Here is a 21,942-nt window from a genome sequence, read left to right on the forward strand (position 1 = left end):
GTTCATCATTGGGGCTGCCGTTATTGTATTCTTAATATATATAAATCACCATCGTATTGATTGTTCACATTTGAGAACAGACCTTGCTTTGCATCATCAAGATTCTCATAGCGTTTAAGGTATACGTAGATGTAATTATCCTTAGGGTTCCTGAAATATTGTGGCTCTAATCCTTGTGCTCTCAACTTCTCCATACCACGTTCAAAATAATTTTCTCGTTTGAAAATATTAGTAATCAAGTAATATCCATTCTTAACATTATGTCCTCCGATATAAGATAATGTTTCAGAAAGTACGGTATCATCTTGAACAGTTTCCTGAATTGTACGGGTCTCTTGTAATAAGCGTTTGAATGATGCCACTCTACTTTTTGCAATTTGTAATACCCACATGTCTCCAAAGAATTTATTATCCATGTTACTGAAATACTTCTCTGAAGCTTCCTCTTTAGTTTTGTAATTGGCTATGGATACATACTGTAAATCATTTTCCGGATTTAAAATAATCTGTGCATTATCGAATCCTACATCTTTTAATCCATCACTGAATTTTTCTGCGTATCCACCCCCTTTAAACACATTACCGATAAGGTAAAAACCTTCTTCATATCCAGGAATATACTTTGTCGCATATTGTGCTTCCGGTCTGGAAGTTTCTGCGAACTTGATAAATTTATTTTTGGCTACCAGACGCTTGGAGCTTGTAGGATCCACATCTCTTTTTGCTTCGTCGGCATCATCATTCATAGAAACTAATGATTCTAATAATTTATTAAAATCTCTCTTGTCCACATTTGTACTGGTCGATAAAAGTGAGTCTTGTCTCGCTAATAACTTTCTTGTAATACGGCTGTTATTATCAAGCTCTTCTTTGATTTCTTGAATATCTTCAGGAACTACTTCCTCTTGTTCTGCAGCTAATCGTGCGGCTTCTTCTTCTTCCAAGCGTGCTGCTTCCGCCTCCTGACGTAAACGCTCCTCTTTTGCTAATCGTGCAGCTTCCGCCTCCTGACGTAAACGCTCCTCTTCTGCTAACCGTGCAGCTTCCGCCTCCTGACGTAAACGCTCTTCTTCTGCCAATCGTGCAGCTTCGGCTTCCTGACGTAAACGCTCCTCTTCCGCCAATCGTGCAGCTTCGGCTTCCTGACGTAAACGCTCTTCTTCTGCCAATCGTGCAGCTTCGGCTTCCTGACGTAAACGCTCCTCTTCTGCCAATCGTGCAGCTTCGGCTTCCTGACGTAGACGCTCCTCTTCTGCCAATCGTGCAGCTTCGGCCTCCTGACGTAGACGCTCTTCTTCTGCTAATCGTGCAGCTTCGGCTTCGTCCTCTATACGTTTCTGCTCAGCCATTTCCATTTCTAATTTCTTCTGGACAGCAAGACGTTCTTCCTCTGCTTGTTGTTCTGCAACCTCACGTTCTAGTTTACGCTGTGCAGCAACACGCTCTTCTTCTGCTTGTTGTTCAGCAACCTCACGTTCTAGCTTACGTTGTGCAGCAACACGCTCTTCTTCTTCTTGTTGTTCTGCAACCTCACGTTCTAGTTTACGCTGTGCAGCAACACGCTCTTCTTCTGCTTGTTGTTCAGCAACCTCCCGTTCTAGCTTACGTTGTGCAGCAACACGCTCTTCTTCTGCTTGTTGTTCTGCAACCTCACGTTCTAGCTTACGTTGTGTAGCAACACGCTCTTCTTCTGCTTGTTGTTCTGCAACCTCACGTTCTAGCTTACGTTGTGTAGCAACACGCTCTTCTTCTGCTTTCTGTTCTGCAACCTCACGTTCTAGCTTACGTTGTGCAGCAACACGCTCTTCTTCTGCTTGTTGCTCAGCAACTTCACGTTCTAGTTTACTTTGTCTAGCCGCTTCATTTTGTTGTTCGGTCGTTTCTCTTTCTAAACGTTGTCTTGCGGCCAAGGCTTCTGCTTCTGCTTCTTGTTTTGCAGCTTCTGCTTCTCTTGCAGCTTCTTCTTTAGCAATTTGTTGATCTTCGATTTCCTTTTGCGACATTTCTGCCTCTAACTTGCTTCTAGCCGCCAAGCGTTCCTGTTCGGCCGTTTCGCGCTCCAGTCGACTTTGTCTAGCCAATCGTTCTTTTTCCTCCTGCTCAGCAGTTTCTCTTTCTAACCTACTCTGTCTTGCTAATCGTTCTTCTTCTGCTTGTTGTTCGGCCGTTTCTCTTTCTAATCGACTACGTCTCGCAGCTCTTTCTTCTTCTTCGGCCTTCTTGTTCAACAAAGCGACTTCTTCTTCTCGTTGTAGTTCAAGCTCTCTCGCTTTGCGTGCCTCTTCTTCTTTAGCCTCTTCGATAGAACGTTCCAAACGGCTCATTGCGCGTTCAGCTTCTGTTACTTGTTGTGTGTTTCCACCCTCTTGCAGTTCTCTTATTAACTTATTTTGTTGTAAAATTTCTTTTTTGAGTCTTCTGATTTCCGAATCCCTCGCTTGAAAAGCCTTATCAGAGGTAGATCGATTATTTCTGCTTCTGCTACTTCTTCGTCTACGGTCTTCGTTAAAGTTATACGCTAATCCAACTTCATGTGTAGAACTAAATATACTTGCATCTCCGAACCCTCTCTCATAAGTATAGCCCACAGAAACGTTTGGAGTAATATTAGCTCCAATCCCGATAGAGGCTCCGTAAAAACTGTTATAACCAACTTGTGCCCAACCTAAACTAGGTAGTTCCAGTATGGCATTTGCTCCATAACGTAAGTCTGCTTCTGCCAGCATATTGGCATAGACCATACCACGTACTAATTTATCAGATCTTCTTTCTAAACTATGAGTGTACATTACATGACCTGTAAAAGCCATATTATCTGTAAGTATTTCACTTGCTGTGATATTATAGGCGACAAGATTACCTACAGCTACCCCTACATCAAATTGTTGATAATTAAAATTAACTCCGGGGGACAACAAGAACACAGAGCTTTTCTCGTAATTTACGATTAAAGGGTCACTAATTTGGTTACCGTTATTTTGTAAAAATTTTCCGTTTGCACCCTCTTCATCCAGATTGGATTTTATAGCGCTTTGTGAAAAACCAAGATTCAATCCGAAAGTAAAATTCATATCCCGGCCAAACTCCAAGTTGTATGCATAATTGGCAACTCCGCCAAAATAACGATATACACCTTCATTTTGCTGGTGCAACCCTATACTTACTCCTGTTTTCTCATCAAAATTACTCGTGTAATTGATCAAAAAAGTTTGCGGATTATCATTAAATGTTGAATACTGCAATCTATTATAAATATTGATAGATTTCTTAGTCTCTCGTACAAGAGAAAATGTTGGGTTGAAATAAAATCGATTATACCGCACTAGATTATGCGTAGGAATATCGGAAGGAAGCTTACCATAATTCGTGGTGCTCTCTTCTTGCCCCTTTGCTACCTGAAGGGAAACGCAACATATACTTAATAAAAATAGCTTTCTAATCATAAATTATTTCATTACCGTTATTGAGCCCTTACGGATAACAGAATTGTTTTTTGTAATTATAAAGTAGTAAACTGTTTCCTTTGATACATCCGTATCATTAGGCCAGTCTCCATTTCTATAATTGGTGGTTTGTAAGGCTATTTGCCCTCTTGAATCATATATTATTACTTCTACCTCTGGCGAATCGGTCAATTCATCAGGTAAATTCCATGTATCATTAATACCGTCACTATTAGGAGTAACGATGTTTGGTATAAAAGCAGAGAGCGCAGCTTCTTCACTAACGGTTACTATTGGTGTATCCAAACTACAAAAAACGGAAGCTATTCTAACGAAGTAATCACCGGTCTCGCTGACGGTGATCTCATTGGTAGTTGCTCCTTCAATTACTTGTTCTTCATCATCCACGACCCTATACCACTCATAAGTGTAACTGTCATCCGGTGGAACGGTCAATGTAATGGATCCGTCTTTTGGGAGACTATCGGGTGTCAATGTTATTTCTGTATCAGAAGCAACATACTTCACAGAAACTTCATTTGATAGTATGTTACTAAATTCACCCGTTTTGAGATCCGCCTGTAGTTGATATACCGCATCTTGGTTAGCTGTGTCGACTGTTAATGTTGTTTCTGTATCTCCGGTTGTTGCCCCATCAGCTAACCATTCAAAATCAAAAAAGGAATATTGATCTTGTGTGAGGGGTACTCTCAAATCGCTAGCGGTAACACCAACCATTTCTTGAAGTGCGATGTCTACCGTAGTATCATCACAGGTTAGATCAGATCCTGAACCAATGGTACTTTCAAAACCAATAGGTGCAAAAATTTCAGTTTGAGATTCGATTACACTATTACAGGCATCGGTAGCCTGTATTCTAACTCGGTATCTACCAACAAAATTAGCTTCAAAAGTAGATGTAGTTCCTGATAATGGTTCTTGTTTTTGAAGGTTTGTGTCCACAAACCATTGTACAGTACTTCCCTCGGGAGCGTCAGTGGTAACTTGCAGCGTTATCGTTTGTGTTGGTAATATTATTAAATTCTCAGGTAAAGTTTCTGTGATACTAGAGCCGTTATTAGTTACCGCTATAGGATCTGTTGTTACCGTACAATCCTCACTGTAGCGTACCTCTAATGTATAATTACCACCGAAATCGTTGTCAGGTAAAGTAATTGTAGAGGCGATTTCTCCTTCAATCGCTGTATCATTTTTAAACCATTGGTACGTGTAATCAGTATTCGTTTCACTTGATGTCAAAACCTTAGCGTCTTGCGGGCAAAAGGCTACTGAAGCACCTTCATTGATAAAGACGTCTGCTACATCAACAATAAACACTTCGATCGCATTGGAACTAGCTTTGTTATAAACAATTTGACATTTGCCATAAAAGATTTTTACCACATATTTACCCTCCTGGGTTACAGTATAACTCGATGAGGTTTCACCTGGTATCGCTACGGCATCAAAAGCCGAGGTACCCAAATCTCCTCTATACCATTGCCATTTGAAGTCATCAACATTTAATTCATTTCCAATATCGTCAAGAACTACTGGGTTTATAGTTCTATTAATACTAGCCGTATTACAAAGAATTACATCTTCCCTACTATTCAATACAACAGTTAGATCGTTACGGAAATAGTGCATTGCTATCTCAACAGATTCTGAACTAATAACCGAATCGTCTGTGGAAGCTCTAATACGCAAACGATATGTGTCGCTATTCAAAGATTCGTCCACACTGAAATTTTCAAATCGTATTTCTCCTTCATTAGAATCATTCGGTCCTGTAACTCGCGCTAACTCTATATTCTGATCAGTATCAGCAAAGGTGCCATCAGGTGCAGAAACTTCTAAAATATATTGATTACTGTTATCTAATGCCGGTCCAGCGGATAACGTTGCAATAACCGTAAAAGTATTATTACCAGGACTTGCACAAATTTGAGTAGAGCCGTTTTCAAATACGGGAGCGCTTATAGCGCGTTGTGCTGCTAGCTCATGAGAAGAAATGAGTAGCACTGCCAATAGAAGTAAAGATGTTAGGTTAAGCTTATTTTTCATAATTCACACTTAAATTAGGGTGAAAAACAGCACATTAGCATTGCGATTTGGGACGCATGTTAATAATATTGTTAATATAATTATAGTAAAAACATAAAATTATGAATTATATTATTACGGCAAACGTTTATTTTACTTTTTTTTGTAATAATATTCTTACCTTTAATAATTCGGATCAAATTGGGGTTGTATAAAATAATAAAAACACCACTTCATACATCTTATAATATTGATAAACAGTGATTTAACACCTAATAATGTATCTTGAATTATATACACATCATTATATAACGGCTATTAAAGCTATCCCATTCAACCTGATATTTCAGCCAAAAACAGCTTAATTGTTAACTATTTAACATTTGAAATAGCCCTATACCTATAAAAAAACGTCAGATAGACACGATCAAATGCAAAGTAAACACGTTTATTGGTATCCTACAATTTAAGGGAAATAATCACTTAAAATCTGACAAACAGGCATAAAAAAACCCGATAGCAAGTATCGGGTTTTTTGAACGGTTAAAAGCTTGTTAATTTGAATCTGACGTTTCTTTATTAAGCTCTTTAATAATTTTATCAGTAATATTTAATTCTTCTTTACCGTAAAGAATATTACTCACCTCTGTATCTCCAAAAATATAGGTATATCCATTAGTTTTACCGTATTCTTGTATGAAATCCTTAACTTTTACAATAATAGAATCTATTTCAGTCTGGCTACCTTGCTGAATCTCTTGCATACGACTCTGCTGCTCCCCTTGCAATTGTTGCTGCTTAGCCATTAACTCTTGCTCTTTCTTAGTACGATTAGCCTGAGACATGGATTTCATGATATTTTGATACCCTTGTACTTCTATTTGAAATTGTTTTGCCTTTTCTTCTAACTCTGCACGTACCTCATTATTCTTTTTCGTCCACTTTTCTTGTGCGACTTTCATTTCAGCAAATTCAGACACAACCTTGGTGTTATTAACATAAGCCGTTTTCTCTGATGTTTGGTTACATGCTACGAATGAAATACTAGCTAATGCAATCCATAAAAATTTTCTCATTTCTTAAATTTTAGTTTAACGCAAAAATATTAAAGTTTATAAGTAAAAATACGACACTTCTCATAATTTATTGAAATCAATAAAATTTATATATAAACGAATATTGATAATTAGAAATTATAAAAAACGGATTTAATTCACCGTGCTCTTATGGTTAAAATACAATCGTTGATATATTATCTCATGTATATATATAATCGCCCCTTAAATCGCTTTAAAATAAGTTTTAGGCTTTTTTAAGTATATATATATGTGATGAAAACTCTTTTGACCTCATAGCTTTGAAATTAGATAACAAACCGATGTAAAATCCCTTTAAAAAGTTCATTTTACCAGATTTATATTTTTCTGATAAAAGGGATACATAAAATGAATCAAAAATCATGGGTTTGGTTGATAGTAATTCGAACCCATACTCTTTAGATATATTTTTTATTGACTTTTTCGAAAAATGCCAAAGGTGACGTGGCACATCATAGGCCGCCCAAAATTCTTTATAATAGGTAGCATCATACGATTTATAATTTGGCACAGCAACAATCAAGATTCCATTAGTATCTAGATACTTTTGTATTTGATTGAAGGTTACATCCAAATCAGGTATATGTTCTAAAACATGCCATAGGGTAATAACATCATATTTCTGAACTGGTAGGTTAGATAGTTCATCAACCAGATTGATATTTTTAGTTAGAGCAATATTTCTAGCCTCTATATTTGGTTCGACCCCGTATGTTGACCAACCTTCTTTGTTTGCAGCTACCAAAAAATCTCCAGTACCCGCTCCGATATCTAACAGTCTTCCTTTTACGGATACCCGTTGGTTAATTAAATCAACTTTTTTTTGAAGCATATAGCTTTTAATACCGTGGTAAAGTTTTTCGAAAAGATTACGTTTAGCGTCGGTATGTGAAATATAGTCTTCACTTAGATAATAATTAGGTAAATCTTTTATCGAAGGGCGCGGGTGAGTTTCAAGTGAATCATACTTTTTATTATATAGTAACTCAAATTTTTCACCACTCACTGTGTAGTCTTTACATTCTATATATACAGGTTTTAATTTTTCGTCTGTCATCCTTACTTTTTACACGTGTTCTTTTAAATGATTTAACTACGTTTTTTTTTTTACTTTTTTGATAACTCTCGGTAACATACCATGGATCTAAGTTACAACCTATCCACTTCAAACCTATTTATATTATACATTTCCTACAAATCACTTTTGAAATTATATTTTGTAAAAGACTATTACTCTAGTCGGCTATAAGAAAACCCTGTTTTCAATTCAATATTCCTATGTACACTTTAAATATATATAATTGATTTTTATATAATTATTTTAAGTATTCTGGATTTCCGATAATGAACACCTGACAATTATAGTTAAAACAACTTATACTATTGCTGATACGTTTGCCCTTAATAAAAGGTGATTTTAAAATACATTTGATGAATTATATGTGTTATCAAGCTGTTTCATATGATAGAAAGTATATATACACGTAATTAATACCATTACATCTAAGTGGTAAAAACCTACTTCACTAGCAAATGTTCCACGTGGAACGCATATCATCTTCCCATATATACCAACAGAACAGAAACATCACTTGGAGATACTCCGCTTATCCTGGAAGCCTGCGAAACCGTTGCGGGTTTAATTTTGGTCATCTTTTCCCTAGCTTCATAACTCAAGGATTTAAGTTTTGTGTAATCAAAATTAGAAGGGATTTTGACATCCTCTAAACGATTCAATTTATCTGCATTGTTTTTTTCTTTTTCAATATAACCGGCATACTTAACTTGGATTTCGGTTTGTTCAAGAATCTCGGTATCCAAATTATGTTCCTCGATATACGATGCTATTGTATTAAAGTGTTTAATATCCTCTAATGTTATTTGAGGGCGTGCAAAGAGTTTAAAAAGTTTACCGCTTTGATTAATTTTAGAAGAATTCTTTTCTTCTAAAACCGGATTCGCTTCTTCTGGTGTCACACTAGTATCCTTAAAGAACTGAACAAAAGCTTCAGACTTTTGTTGCTTTTCTTCCATACGACGCATACGCTGTTCGTCAGCTAATCCCAATTCGAATGCTTTGGGTGTTAACCTAAAATCTGCATTATCCTGACGTAAGAGTGTTCTATATTCTGCACGAGAAGTAAACATTCGATATGGCTCTTCCGTCCCTTTGGTAATTAAATCATCAATTAACACCCCTATATACGCTTCGTTTCTTTTAAGAATAAATGCATCTCTTTCTTGAGTTTTTAAAGCTGCATTAATTCCCGCCATCAATCCTTGTGAAGCTGCTTCCTCATATCCTGTAGTTCCATTTATTTGTCCAGCAAAAAATAATCCTGAAACTAATTTGGTTTCTAAGGTATGGGTTAATTGTGTTGGTGGAAAATAGTCATACTCGATAGCATAGCCCGGACGAAAGAATTTTACATTTTCGAAACCAGCCACTGATCGCAATGCTTTAAACTGTACATCCTCTGGTAATGATGTTGAAAACCCATTAATATACATCTCTACGGTATCCCAACCTTCGGGCTCTACAAAAATCTGATGACGATCTTTGTCAGCAAATCTATTAATCTTATCCTCAATAGATGGACAATATCTCGGTCCAAGACTTTGAATTCTTCCATTAAACATTGGAGAACGATCAAATCCTTCTCTAAGTACATCATGCACTAATGACGATGTGTACGTCATATGACAAGACCGTTGCTTATTTAAAGGCTTGGTTAAATTAGTGTAACTAAATTTTTCAGGATGTTCATCACCTGGTTGTTCAATCATTTTAGTAAAGTCCAAGGATCTACCATCAACCCGTGGTGGTGTTCCGGTTTTCATTCGACCAGCGTCAAAACCTAAATCAATTAATTGTTCTGTGATTCCTGTAGCGGCTCTTTCTCCTGCTCTACCTCCACCAAAGTTTTTTTCTCCGATATGAATTAAACCATTAAGAAACGTACCATTTGTTAGTACTACAGATTTAGCTTTAATTTTTATTCCCAAAGAAGTCTGTACGCCGGTAATTTTATTGTTTTCAATCAGCAACCCACTAATCATCTCTTGATAAAAATCAAGATTTGGAGTGCGCTCTAGCATTAAGCGCCACTCCTCTGCAAAGCGCATTCTATCACTTTGAACACGCGGACTCCACATCGCAGGTCCTTTTGATTTATTCAACATTTTAAACTGAATTGCGGTACGATCACTCACTATACCACTATATCCGCCAAGCGCATCAATCTCCCTTACGATCTGTCCTTTTGCAATCCCTCCCATTGCAGGATTACAACTCATCTGGGCAATGTTTTGGAGATTCATTGTCACCAACAAGGTACTACTTCCTAAGTTTGCAGCGGCTGCAGCGGCTTCGCTTCCTGCGTGCCCACCACCTACTACAATAACATCATATTCCTTTTCAAACATAGTATTCTTCTTTTGTTCCACGTGGAACATTTATAAATTATGTTATTGTTCCACGTGGAACAATGCTAATTTTTCGTTTTCCTTGGCTGTCATTAACGCTTGTTCATCATCTGTTTTGTCGGTGTATCCACATAAATGCAAAACTCCATGAACGAGCACTCTTCTCATTTCTTCTTCCACACTACATCCAAAAATTATTGCATTTTCGATAACACGCTCTTGCGAAATAAATATGTCAGCACTTAATATTTTACCTATTGAATTATCAAATGTAATTATATCCGTGTACGTATCGTGATCTAGAAATTTCTTATTTATGTCAAGAAGATATTCATCATCACAAATAATATACGTAATCTCATCAATTGTTTTTTTCTCTGTTACAGCAACATTCTTTAGCCAATTTATTAAGGGTTGCTCTTTCAGTTTTTGGGTATTTTCCTCGTAGTAAAAACTAATCATTTGATTTATTAAAATAGGTTTTAACCTTCTCCTTATAATTTTGGCGCAAAGGTAATACTTGTCTTTCTAATATTTCAGTCGTTTTAAAATATTGTTTGATTTGTTCTTTATTCAATGAATTGACGCCCTTATAATTTTGACGATTAGTTTTACTTTCTCTTTCTTCTTTCTTTCCCTGCTCAAAAGCTGCTTTGTCAAGTTTTAATAATTGATGTTTTAAGTCCATCATTCTCTGTAATGTTTGCTCATTAAAACCCCTTTGTAACAATTCATTTTCTACCCCTTCCATCCTCTTTAAAACATTTATTCCTTTATCTTTTACACCTGCTTCATTCATTTTTTGTTCAAGTGCCTTTCGTAATTCTTGTTGTGCTTTGTAAATTTCAAAGAGCTCCCCATTCATTTCTTCTTCTCCGAATTCACCTTCTCCACTTTCATTACCACCTTCCCCTTTACGGTTTTTTCCCTTTCCCTTAGGACCTTTTTTACCGTCACCAGCTTGAGATGAATTACCGCTCTTTTCTCCTTGCTCCCCTTCCTTACCTGATGATTTCTCTTTATCGGAATTCCCGCTTTTCTCATCTCCTTGCTCACCTGATTCTTTCTCTGATGTTCCTTTACCATCCTTACTTTGCCCCTTGCTTCCTTTTTGCATGCGATCATTGAGCTCTTCCTGACTCTTTATAATATCAGGTAATTGAAATCCTTTACCTTGACCTTTTCCACTACCCGACGATGGTATACTGTTTTGCATCTGTTCTAAAACATTACTTAACAAATAGGCTAAATCATTAGCGCCGGTGATTGTAAACTGCTGACTCGCCTTGCCCTGAATAAGCTGATTTTCTGCAAGACGTTCGATTGATTTATCTAAATTGAACTCAACATCACTCAACTTATCGGTAACGTCATCTGTAATTTCAGGTGTACGTAATGCCAGCGCATATAAACTATCATCCACATGAACAAAGTTCTCTCTAAGGACACTCTGTCTTTTTAGCTTATAGGAATACGATGGATTATTGATAGAAATTTCTGAAAACTCTGTAAGCAAAGTTTCCTGAGACAATGAGAAGTCTACCAAATTATCCAAAATCTGACGTAGCATCTCAGCATCTTCTTCCTGCTGTGCTTCTCCCGACATTTGCATTTGATTGTGCATTTTGGCAGCCATATTTTTCATTTGTTGAGCAGCAGATTGTTGATTTTTTTTTGCTTCAGCTTGTTTTTCTTCCTTCAAATTATCAGTAGCCTTTTCTTGTTCCTCACTAATTTGTTCCTTAGCTTTTTTGTCAAACTCTAAGTTCATTGGTTTTTTTAAACTCTCGTTATCTTTCTCAAGTTTATCTAAAGCCTCTTTTATTTTATCGAAATTCTTAGACACGCTGTCTTGTGCTTGCGTAGTATTTTTTTCTTTATCTCCTGCTGCTAACTCTTCTTGCTTTTCTGCTAACCTCAATAAATCATCAGCTAATTTATCATGCTTTTCTTTTACATAAAATCGTTTGGTTAGTTCTAGTAACTGCTCCAAATTCTTTTTAATATTTTTGTTCTCCTTAGCTAGCTGATCTAATTTTTCTGTCAGCTTTTCACGGTTAATATCCTGTGCTAGCTTTTCAATTTCCTTCAGTAATTCTTCGTTCTTTTTTAAGCGCGCTTGTTGTCGTTCTAATTTTTCTTTAAGGGCATCTTTAAATGGTTCTTTATTTTCCTCCGGCGTTTCTTCTGATAGATTATTTTGAAGTTTCTCTGAGAATTTTTTCATCAGTTGCTCTTGCATCTTTTGTTTCTCCAAAAAATCTTTGAGCTTTTGTTTATCCTCATAATCCATATTAGTTTGCTCCTTTTGCAACCTAGATAAGCGTTGAAGTTCATTTTCAGAATCCTCAAATTTATTTAAAGTTGCATCCAAGTTTTCCAATATGGATTTTTGATTTTCTAATCGTTTCTCCTCCTTCTTCTGTTCCGACAATTGACTATACATAAAAACTTTACTAACCGAATTCTTATAATTATGTAATGCATCATTATCCCAAACCTCAAAAAAATACTCGTAGGTTTTACCAGATTCAAACTCGATGGATGTAACTAAATCATATACAAATTCAGAAAAATTACCCTTATCGAATTTTATGTTTTGGTACTGCTCCGGTGTGGATCGATCTATATTTTGATATACAATTCGAAGCTTAGTTAATCCATAATCATCACTTATTTTTCCATAATAATATCTCGTATCTGTTCTTAAGCTATCAATATGTTCCTGAACTGTAATTTTGGGAAATTCATCTTGTATACTAGTAATCTTATATGCTAATTCATCATAATTACTAACATTGGTATTAGAGGTGGTTATGGTGTAATTAAAAGAGTTGTACACTCTTTGTTCCCGTGTAAAGGTATTATTGTTTTTTACAAACTTCTTTATACTATCCTCGGTTATAAAAGATATAGCATCAGTGTTATTTGAAATAATATTGTAACGTATTTTTGTCCCTTCAGGAACCACAAAGTTACCTGTATTAAGCATTTGTTCATCCTTTAATCCTGTATAGTTAGGATACTCCAAATAGACTTTTAATTCAATCAAGTTGGGAACATTGATTACACGTAACAGATACTCCCTTGACCGAACTCCATTTGCTTCAATATAAAATGATTTGGATTCTGACATCTTTTCAAACAAAAACTCAAAAACATCAATAGATTTTTTGGACATATAATAACTCTCATTATGAAAATGTATGGTTAGCATCTCAGGAATAGTCGATCCAACTACTTGTACACGTAATACATAATCCTTGTTTTCATGCACAGATAAATTATCATTTTCAATCAAGTAATTAAAAGGTGCCGGTGGTACGAAAGATGTATCATACTTTACGAATCGATCATAGCTAGAAGTAAACCAATCAAAACCACTTAGAGCAGAGAAGAACAAGAAAAGAATAATGGGCAATATAATGTATTTAAGGTATTTGACATTACTCTTAAATGTAATTGCTTTTTTAAAGGGAACCGGACTAAGCGATTTTGCTTTTTGATCAATACTAGCAAGAAGTAAATCACTCTTAACTCGGTTATCGCTTAATTGAAGTAAATTAAGTAACCTGTCATCAACTTCCGGAAAATGATTTCCGATAAGAGTAGCAGCATAAGAACTTGAAATTCCTTTTGACAAACGTAATAATTTGACAATAGGTAGTATAATAAAAAATATAAATAAAATTATCTCTACCAGTACAAATAAATAAAACAACAAAGTCTTACTAGCTGGAGATAAATACAATAAATGCTCTACAGCCACAGAAACAATAAAGTATAATGTTCCTATGGATATAAAAAGAATACCCCCTTTGATCAATTTATTGAGATAATACTTCTTAATAAATCCTTCTAACTTTGATTCTATATATTGAAATCGATTCATGTAAATAACCTGTTGACAACTTAACCTCTAAAACTACAATTTTATTTTGTAAACTGCTCTATTACAAAAGTCGAAAATACTCTAATACTCTTAGCTACATGAATTATACCAAGACCGTACAATACTCTCAAAGATAACATTGCACCTAATGTTTATAATTAATTAAAAAGCAATAGGAAGATTGTATCTTTGCACCACACATAAAACATTAACAAAAAAATCATTTTTACGATGAACAATGTACGGGTACGATTTGCTCCCAGTCCAACAGGACCATTACATATCGGTGGACTACGCACTGCACTATTTAATTACTTATTTGCTAAAAAAAATAATGGTGCTTTTATATTGCGTATAGAAGACACTGATCAAAACAGATACGTAGAAGGAGCAGAAAACTATATTAGCAACGCTTTAGATTGGTGTTCCATACCGTACGATGAAGGTCCCGGTAAAGAGGGTTCATACGGTCCTTATAGACAAAGTGAACGAAAATCTTTATATAAAGATTATGCCAACCAACTTATTGATAGCGGCGCTGCCTACTACGCTTTTGATACTACAACCGAATTAGACAACATTCGTAAAAACTACGAAGCAGAAGGAAAAACATTTATTTATAATTGGCATAACCGAATTACGCTTAATAACTCACTTTCTCTATCAAAGCAGGAAGTCGATAAAAAACTAGCAGCTGGTGATACCTATGTAATACGTTTCAAAAGTGATCGCACCGAGCCGTTACTTTTGGAAGATGAAATTCGCGGAACTATCACCATTGACACTAAAACATTAGATGATAAAATTTTATTTAAAAGTGATGGTATGCCAACGTATCACTTGGCTAATATTGTAGATGATCATCTTATGAAAATATCTCATGTAATTCGTGGTGAAGAATGGTTGCCATCACTTTCGTTGCATGTGTTGCTTTACCGAGCCTTTGGTTGGGAAAGTCCAAAATTTGCTCACCTACCATTAATTCTAAAACCCGTAGGTAAAGGAAAGTTAAGTAAAAGAGATGGAGACAAACTAGGGTTTCCCGTTTTTCCATTATTATGGGAAGACCCAAAAACTAAAGAAATATCCAGTGGTTATAGAGAAGACGGATATTTACCAGAAGCTGTTATCAACATGCTCGCTTTTCTAGGTTGGAATCCCGGGACTGAACAAGAAATATTTACACTTACTGAATTAATCGAAGAATTTGATTTAAAAAAGGTAAACAAATCAGGAGCTAAATTCGATCCAGAAAAAACCAAATGGTTTCAACAACAACATTTACAGGATGTACCTGCCGAACAATTAGTTACCACCTTCAAAGAGATACTTTATGAAAAAGAAATTACCACCACTCTTAATATCAAGAATATTTTAAATCTTGTGAAAGAACGTGCGGTATTTACGAAGGATCTGTGGGATCTAAGTTCGTTTTTGTTTATTGCACCTCAAGAATATGATGAAAAGGCTTTAAAAAAGGCCTGGAAAGAAGATACACCTATGTTAATGCATGAACTAAATAGAGTGCTAACGGATATCTCGGATTTTACTGCTGCAAGTATATCTACGATCGTAAAATCGTGGATTCAAGCACAAGAAATTAGTTTTGGTAAAATCATGATGCCTTTAAGAATTGCACTTGTGGGTTCCTTACAGGGTCCGGATGTTTTTGAGATAGCGGCCATCATTGGAAAAGATGAAACTATACAACGCATTGAACATAGCATTAAAATAATATAACCGTAAACACCAAAGTAAAAAACCCGATCCTGAGCGATTGGGTTTTTTGCGTTTCCAGCATATTCATTAAAGGGAAAAGTGGGCTTAGTTTGTTATAGTATTATCCAACAGTAACAAACCTAATTCTTATAAAGGATTAACTAAAACCCAAAATGATGAAAATTAAAAACCTAATTCTTGCTGCATTAGCAGTAGTCACAACCTTAACAAGTTGCTCAAACGATGAAAGCTCTGCTTCCGGTAAAATGGTAGTTCGAGTTACTGATGCCCCTTTTCAATATGATTTAGTTAAAGAAACTAATGTAACTATTACTAAAATAGAAGGTAGAAGTGAGAACAAAGATTCTGAATCTAGTTATGTCACTTTAACTGAAAAAGAAGCGACTATTAATTTATTAGAATTGAACAATGGTCTTACCGAAACGCTAGCAGATATCGAAATCCCATCTGGTAGCTATAACTTATTTAGAATCTATATAAAAGATGCCAGTGTAGTGCTTAAAGATGGTACTGTATACAATCTAAAAGTTCCAAGTGGAGCACAATCAGGATTAAAAGTATTTGTGGATCCATTTATTACTGTTGGAGAAGGTACTACCGGAGAGATTTTATTAGATTTTGATATCAGTAAATCATTTGTAGCGCAAGGCAATCCTAATTCTACAAATGGAATCACAGGATTTATTTTTAAACCTGTAATTAAAGCGTCTAACTCCTCAACCTCGTCTTCTCTTTCTGGAACCGTAACTGGCGAATCTTTTGAATTTGGAACAGCTCCTATTGCTTTAGAGGGCGCACAAATTTCTGTATTTGCTGCTGATACCTTAAATACTACGACATTTACTAATGCCGATGGTACTTATAAAGTAATGGGATTATCAGCGGGAACCTACACTGTGACAGCTGAAGCAAATTTCTATACTATGGAAACTGCGGAAAACGTTACCATTACCTCAGGTGTAGATGCTATTCAGGATTTCTTACTAAAGCTTCCTCAGGAAAACTAAAATCAAACTAACTATGTTGGATAGACAGCCTGTATATGTATAGGCTGTCTTTTTTTATGGTTAAAAATATAGAAGGACAAGGTTATTATTTTCCACATGGAACATTGTTATTCAACGTTCATAATGTAAACTATTTAAAATATTAGTAATTTACCTACCTAATCGATAACCAAAAAAATATGACTTTCTTTTTAATTCCTATATTCATTATAGGCTTTATCATTTTACTGTCCGGTATCTTTACCGTGAAACAACAAACATCTGCCGTTGTCGAACGTTTTGGAAAATTTCTAAGCATTCGTAATTCCGGACTGCATTTTAAAATTCCGATGGTTGATCGTATTGCAGGAAGAATTAATCTCAAAATTCAACAACTTGATGTCATTGTAGAAACCAAAACAAAAGATGATGTGTTTGTTCGTCTTAAAATTTCTGTGCAATACCAAGTTTTAAAAACAAAAATATACGATGCTTTCTACCGACTCGAAAACCCTCAAGATCAAATAACATCTTATGTGTTTGATGTAGTGCGAGCAGAAGTTCCTAAAATGAAACTAGACGATGTTTTTGAACGAAAGGATGATATTGCTATTGCGGTTAAGAGCGAACTAAATGAAGCCATGATTGATTATGGATATGATATTATCAAAACATTAGTTACAGACATCGATCCAGATCTGCAAGTTAAAGAAGCTATGAATCGTATTAATGCAGCAGAGCGTGAAAAGATAGCCGCAGAGTATGAAGCTGAAGCTGAACGTATCAAAATAGTGGCTAAAGCACGTGCTGAAGCAGAAAGTAAACGTCTACAAGGGCAAGGTATCGCAGATCAACGTCGCGAAATTGCAAGAGGACTTGAAGAAAGTGTGGATGTTCTTAATAACGTGGGAATTAATTCTCAGGAGGCCTCAGCACTAATTGTAGTAACACAGCATTACGACACCTTACAATCTATCGGTGAGGAAACGAATAGTAATCTTATTTTATTACCAAATTCTCCACAAGCAGGAAGTGATATGTTGAATAACATGATTGCATCTTTTACAGCATCCAACCAAATTGGTGAAGAAATGAAAAAACAAAATCTAAAAAAATCACTAAAAAATAAAAAATCTGATGATAGCTAGGAAAGAATTTTGGTAAACCATCTTTGAGTCATCTGAAAAAAGCATAAATTTAATAAATAATTATTTTTAAGCCTTGTATGCTATTTGATTTAGCATGAATGTAGAATCACAAGTTAAAATAAAAAAAGTCCATTAAATCGCTTCTGATGAAGCTATTTTTAATCAGAAAAAGTTATTGATAATAAACTTAAATAGATTCTGTTTATAATAAAAAATCCCATCAATGTGATGGGATTTTTTTACTCTATTTTTTTCACCCGGGTGATGCCGAGCATTTTATTTACAGCTTTTAATACGAACGCTTTTTTAGCAATTGCGCCGGCAATATTACCGATGGTTCTAAAAACTGAAAAATTTTCTTTGGTAGTATGATAACTAATTTTAATTTCTTCCAGATTAATTTCCTTCTGCAATTTTAAAAACTTAAGATCTCTATTAATCTCTTCAAAACTGCTATAAATTTTCATCCCTGTATTAGACTGACTCATATAATTTAATTTTTACTGCAATTCTTAATTAGTCATTAAAGAAAATCCTTGAATATTTAATTAGTAATCGTTTCTTAAAATATGATTTACCAAAAATAGCAAGCAGTGCCATGACAATTGCATAGAATCCAGCCACAATGAAATATCCGGCTGGTAAATGATTAATAGCTTGACCTATCCAAATGGAAGCTCCTACAGAAAGAAATATTAGTATCAACATCAATAAGCTACCCATGACTAACGTATTAGCCAAGGATATGGTGCTTTTCATTGTTTTCTTAAAAAGATCTAACTTGTAGTATTCGATGCTAGTCTCGACATAACTTCGAACATTCTTATCAATCTCTTTTACATTATCGGTTAGATTTTCAAACGCCATAGACCTCTATTAAACTACTGCTTTATTAGCGCTCGTTTTAGCTTTTTCAACGGTTACTTCTTTATGTAATTTCGCGTTTTTTTTTCTCAACTCCTCCAGCTTATTCTCCATTGCTAATAAGATATCATCAGCCTTATAGCTCGCATTAGAAAGAGTTTCCTCCAGTTTAGATTCAAACTCTACTTTAGCTTTTGCTGCTTTTTCACCAATAATAGATGCAGTCTCTTGATATTTTTGGTTTAATTTAAGCTGTGCATCCTTAGCTCCTTTCTTAAGCTTTTTTCTGGTTTTATCGCCACTTTCGGGAGCATATAGTAATCCTACTCCTGCTCCAATTATAGCGCCTGTTACTAATGCTAATAGGGTATTTCCTGTGTTTCCTGAACTTGACATATGAATTGATTTTAGGTTAATAATTAGTAAGCTAAATTACAATACGTATGCATCTTAGGCTGTTAACAACGGGTTAATTAAACCTGTTACTATGTCAAAATTTACATAAAATTACTAAATAAAGACTAAAACGATTCTATTATCCTAAAGAAACCCTTAAATAACTAAAAAATACCAATAATATTAACATCACAATAACTCTTGAACCATAGTTTTGATAGCTTGATTCTCTGTCTCTTGTTGAATTTGTAACATACGATCCGTATGTTGACTTACTACATCAGGATACCTTTTCAAAATTACCATAGCTTCAAACTGAAGTAACTCGTTGTCATCATTAAGCGCTTCAAGTACGAACTTTTTACTATCCGCATCCAAATCTAAATTGTTACATTCCAAGACCACCCCTGTAGTCATCAAGGCAACTATGCGTGAACCTATTTTCTTCTTCGCTGTTCCAAACAACGGAAGTACCTCCTCATAAGAAACTTCTTTGGCAAGCTGCAAAATGGTAGCTCTTAAGTTTAAGCGTTTCTCATCGGGTAAATTTGTATACTTTTTACCTGATTTTTTAATCTCGTCGATAGGTTTGATCGTCGGTTTAGTAGATTTTGGTTTCGCACTAACCACCTGTTTTTTCTGTTTCGGTGCCTCTTTGGCCCAGGTATCACGTAACCCAACGGTTTTATTAAACACTAAACTTTCTGGAGTACTGTCCTGATCTACATTAAAATACCCTAAACGCTGAAATTGAAAGTGATCTAATGGTTTGGCTGTACGCAAATGTGGCTCAACAAATCCTTTTATGACTTTTAAGGATTCCGGGTTTATAAATTCCATATAATCTTTATCCTTATGACCATCCGGCGCTTCGTCTAAAAATAATCTGTCATATACACGGATTTCTGCTGGAATAGCCTGCGCTATTGATACCCAATGCAACGTTCCTTTTACGTTACGTTTAGAAGCCTCTGTACCACTACCCGATCTACTCGCTGGATCATAAGAACAATGAATCTCTATGATATCACCTTCATCGTTTTTAACCACTGATTCCCCTTTAATAATATAGGCGTTTTTAAGACGTACCTCTTTACCAAGTGTTAATCTAAAATATTTACTTCCAGCTTCTTCTTTAAAATCCTCTCGTTCTATGTACAACTCTTTACTAAATGGTACTTGACGCTCCCCTGCTTTTTCATCTTCAGGATTGTTCTCAGCATCCAAAAGCTCTACCTGATCATCTGGATAACTATCTATAATTAATTTAACAGGATCTAAAACCGCCATAACTCTAGGAGCTATTTTATTGAGATCTTCCCGAACACAGAACTCCAGTAGTGATACATCAATAACATTTTCTCTTTTGGCAACACCTACGGTTTCAACAAATTTTCTGATAGATTTTGGAGTATATCCTCTTCTTCGTAACGCCGATATGGTGGGCATTCTTGGATCATCCCATCCTGAAACAACACCTTCTTCTACTAAACGTAATAATTTACGTTTACTCATTATAGTATAACTGAGATTTAAGCGTGCAAATTCTGTTTGTTTAGGTACAACCTTACCCTCTTCTGCAATCTGTTCCAGAAACCAATCATACAGCTTTCTATGGGGTTTAAATTCTAACGAACATAATGAATGGGTAACACCTTCTATATAATCACTCTCACCATGGGTCCAGTCGTACATTGGGTAAATACACCAATCATCTCCCGTTCGATGATGTTTTTTCTTAAGAATACGATACATCAAAGGATCCCGCATTAACATATTAGGATCTGCCATATCGATTTTTGCACGTACTACATACGAACCTTCTTCAAATTCACCATTTTTCATTCGTTCGAACAAATCAAGGTTTTCTTCAACAGGACGATCTCTATCAGGACTATTAGTTCCGGGAGAAGTTGTAGTACCTTTTTGATCTGCTATGGCCTCTGCACTTTGAGAATCAACGTACGCTTTTCCTTCTTTTATAAGTTGAACGGTCCACTGATATAGTGTATCAAAATAATCTGAAGAATAACATTCCTTATCCCACTCATATCCCAACCATCTAATATCTTTTTTGATTGCATCTACATACTCCTGTTCTTCCTTGGCTGGATTAGTGTCATCAAAACGCAAATTTACCGGCGCATTGTATCGCAGACCCAAACCGAAACTTATACCAATAGCTTTAGTATGCCCAATGTGCAGATAGCCGTTAGGCTCAGGAGGGAATCTAAAACGTAAATCCTCCTTGCGGGTGGTATTCTTTAAATCCTCTTCGATCAATTGCTCAATAAAATTGAGTGATTTTTTTTCTTCAGTCATCCGTTATAAAATAAAACGCAAAATTACTAAAATTCTGCACTCAGAACTGAATATATCCATCAAAACACATGTAAAATCATTGCTCCCCCAAATCCAAAATAGAAATACAATATCAAATGAGATACTATTGTTTTATGTAGCGCTTGTTAAGAAGTAAAATTGGCGCAATTAACGGTATCATGATTCTCAGTAATCTTTTATCTTTGTCAAAAAACTTTGGGAAAGATAACATTAAAGAATATCAAAGTATACAGCAATCATGGCTGTCTTGAAGAAGAAGGTAAAATAGGATCCGATTATCGTATTGATTTAAGCATATATGCGGATTTAACAAAATCTGCGATATCTGATAATTTATCGGATACTGTCGACTATGTTCATTTAAATAGAATTGTAAAGGAAGAAATGGCAATTCGATCCAAATTATTGGAGCACGCAGCAGAAAGAATTTTGATTAGAGTGTTGAAGGAGTTACCTTTAGCAAATAAAGTGGTGGTCGATGTTTCTAAAATAAACCCTCCTATTGGTGGAAATGTAGCAATGGTAACGATTCGACGTAAAAAAAATAGAAGCTAAATTTTA

15 protein-coding genes are annotated in these 21,942 nt (G+C 35.4%); 4 read left to right on the forward strand and 11 right to left on the reverse strand.

What is annotated here, in order from left to right:
• Positions 1–20 precede the first annotated feature (20 nt).
• From BD809_RS00200 to BD809_RS00230, 7 genes are all read right to left on the reverse strand, one after another.
• Positions 21–3,443 (reverse strand): PorP/SprF family type IX secretion system membrane protein, encoded by a 3,423-nt coding sequence (locus tag BD809_RS00200; RefSeq protein ID WP_148780939.1) that lies wholly within the window; start codon positions 3,441–3,443, stop codon positions 21–23.
• 3 nt (positions 3,444–3,446) lie between these two features.
• Positions 3,447–5,510 (reverse strand): T9SS type B sorting domain-containing protein, encoded by a 2,064-nt coding sequence (locus BD809_RS00205; protein WP_148780940.1) that lies wholly within the window; start codon positions 5,508–5,510, stop codon positions 3,447–3,449.
• Between the two features lie 533 nt (positions 5,511–6,043).
• Positions 6,044–6,565, reverse strand: coding sequence for an OmpH family outer membrane protein (locus BD809_RS00210; protein ID WP_148780941.1), 522 nt, complete (start codon positions 6,563–6,565; stop codon positions 6,044–6,046).
• Between the two features lie 226 nt (positions 6,566–6,791).
• Positions 6,792–7,643, reverse strand: a complete 852-nt coding sequence (locus BD809_RS00215; protein ID WP_148780942.1) for a class I SAM-dependent methyltransferase — start codon at positions 7,641–7,643, stop codon at positions 6,792–6,794.
• A 497-nt stretch (positions 7,644–8,140) separates the two neighbouring features.
• Positions 8,141–10,012, reverse strand: a complete 1,872-nt coding sequence (mnmG, locus tag BD809_RS00220; RefSeq protein WP_148780943.1) for a tRNA uridine-5-carboxymethylaminomethyl(34) synthesis enzyme MnmG — start codon at positions 10,010–10,012, stop codon at positions 8,141–8,143.
• Between the two features lie 42 nt (positions 10,013–10,054).
• On the reverse strand, positions 10,055–10,474 hold the full coding sequence (gene ybeY / locus BD809_RS00225) for an rRNA maturation RNase YbeY (protein ID WP_148780944.1): 420 nt from the start codon (positions 10,472–10,474) through the stop codon (positions 10,055–10,057).
• Entirely contained in the window at positions 10,467–13,904 is a 3,438-nt protein-coding gene (locus BD809_RS00230) for a DUF4175 family protein (RefSeq protein WP_148780945.1), read from the reverse strand. The genes ybeY and BD809_RS00230 overlap by 8 nt, the downstream gene beginning before the upstream one ends.
• Positions 13,905–14,135: 231 nt before the next feature.
• Between BD809_RS00230 and gltX the strand changes: the two genes are divergently transcribed.
• From gltX to BD809_RS00245, 3 genes are all read left to right on the forward strand, one after another.
• A complete protein-coding gene (gene gltX, locus BD809_RS00235; protein WP_148780946.1) occupies positions 14,136–15,644 on the forward strand; it encodes a glutamate--tRNA ligase in 1,509 nt (502 codons plus the stop codon).
• A 155-nt stretch (positions 15,645–15,799) separates the two neighbouring features.
• Positions 15,800–16,651 (forward strand): DUF4382 domain-containing protein, encoded by an 852-nt coding sequence (locus tag BD809_RS00240; RefSeq protein WP_170251709.1) that lies wholly within the window; start codon positions 15,800–15,802, stop codon positions 16,649–16,651.
• Between the two features lie 179 nt (positions 16,652–16,830).
• The gene (locus tag BD809_RS00245; RefSeq protein ID WP_148780948.1) at positions 16,831–17,778 is read left to right on the forward strand and encodes an SPFH domain-containing protein; all 948 of its coding nucleotides are present in this window, start codon (positions 16,831–16,833) and stop codon (positions 17,776–17,778) included.
• Positions 17,779–18,017: 239 nt separating this feature from the next.
• Here the strand turns inward: BD809_RS00245 and BD809_RS00250 are convergent, their stop codons facing one another.
• The 4 genes from BD809_RS00250 to BD809_RS00265 form a co-directional block, all read right to left on the reverse strand.
• Entirely contained in the window at positions 18,018–18,266 is a 249-nt protein-coding gene (locus BD809_RS00250; RefSeq protein WP_246131382.1) for a DUF6327 family protein, read from the reverse strand.
• 28 nt (positions 18,267–18,294) lie between these two features.
• Entirely contained in the window at positions 18,295–18,645 is a 351-nt protein-coding gene (locus tag BD809_RS00255) for a phage holin family protein (RefSeq protein WP_148780949.1), read from the reverse strand.
• A 9-nt stretch (positions 18,646–18,654) separates the two neighbouring features.
• The gene (locus BD809_RS00260) at positions 18,655–19,038 is read right to left on the reverse strand and encodes a YtxH domain-containing protein (RefSeq protein WP_148780950.1); all 384 of its coding nucleotides are present in this window, start codon (positions 19,036–19,038) and stop codon (positions 18,655–18,657) included.
• A 189-nt stretch (positions 19,039–19,227) separates the two neighbouring features.
• A complete protein-coding gene (locus BD809_RS00265) occupies positions 19,228–21,360 on the reverse strand; it encodes a glutamine--tRNA ligase/YqeY domain fusion protein (RefSeq protein ID WP_148780951.1) in 2,133 nt (710 codons plus the stop codon).
• Between the two features lie 216 nt (positions 21,361–21,576).
• Here BD809_RS00265 and folB point away from each other — a divergent pair, with 216 nt between their 5' ends.
• Positions 21,577–21,936: a dihydroneopterin aldolase gene (gene folB, locus BD809_RS00270; RefSeq protein ID WP_148780952.1), complete on the forward strand. Its 360-nt coding sequence runs from the start codon at positions 21,577–21,579 to the stop codon at positions 21,934–21,936.
• The last annotated feature ends 6 nt before the right edge of the window (positions 21,937–21,942 follow it).

The sequence above is a fragment of the Aquimarina intermedia genome, from assembly GCF_008124785.1.
Classification (GTDB): Bacteria; Bacteroidota; Bacteroidia; order Flavobacteriales; family Flavobacteriaceae; genus Aquimarina; species Aquimarina intermedia.

Bases quoted from the DNA above. Each gene is read 5' to 3' on its own strand.
- BD809_RS00200 (WP_148780939.1), bottom strand. From the start codon at position 3,443: ATGATTAGAAAGCTATTTTTATTAAGTATATGTTGCGTTTCCCTTCAG.
- BD809_RS00205 (WP_148780940.1), bottom strand. From the start codon at position 5,510: ATGAAAAATAAGCTTAACCTAACATCTTTACTTCTATTGGCAGTGCTA.
- BD809_RS00210 (WP_148780941.1), bottom strand. From the start codon at position 6,565: ATGAGAAAATTTTTATGGATTGCATTAGCTAGTATTTCATTCGTAGCA.
- BD809_RS00215 (WP_148780942.1), bottom strand. From the start codon at position 7,643: ATGACAGACGAAAAATTAAAACCTGTATATATAGAATGTAAAGACTAC.
- mnmG (WP_148780943.1), bottom strand. From the start codon at position 10,012: ATGTTTGAAAAGGAATATGATGTTATTGTAGTAGGTGGTGGGCACGCA.
- ybeY (WP_148780944.1), bottom strand. From the start codon at position 10,474: ATGATTAGTTTTTACTACGAGGAAAATACCCAAAAACTGAAAGAGCAA.
- BD809_RS00230 (WP_148780945.1), bottom strand. From the start codon at position 13,904: ATGAATCGATTTCAATATATAGAATCAAAGTTAGAAGGATTTATTAAG.
- gltX (WP_148780946.1), top strand. From the start codon at position 14,136: ATGAACAATGTACGGGTACGATTTGCTCCCAGTCCAACAGGACCATTA.
- BD809_RS00240 (WP_170251709.1), top strand. From the start codon at position 15,800: ATGAAAATTAAAAACCTAATTCTTGCTGCATTAGCAGTAGTCACAACC.
- BD809_RS00245 (WP_148780948.1), top strand. From the start codon at position 16,831: ATGACTTTCTTTTTAATTCCTATATTCATTATAGGCTTTATCATTTTA.
- BD809_RS00250 (WP_246131382.1), bottom strand. From the start codon at position 18,266: ATGAGTCAGTCTAATACAGGGATGAAAATTTATAGCAGTTTTGAAGAG.
- BD809_RS00255 (WP_148780949.1), bottom strand. From the start codon at position 18,645: ATGGCGTTTGAAAATCTAACCGATAATGTAAAAGAGATTGATAAGAAT.
- BD809_RS00260 (WP_148780950.1), bottom strand. From the start codon at position 19,038: ATGTCAAGTTCAGGAAACACAGGAAATACCCTATTAGCATTAGTAACA.
- BD809_RS00265 (WP_148780951.1), bottom strand. From the start codon at position 21,360: ATGACTGAAGAAAAAAAATCACTCAATTTTATTGAGCAATTGATCGAA.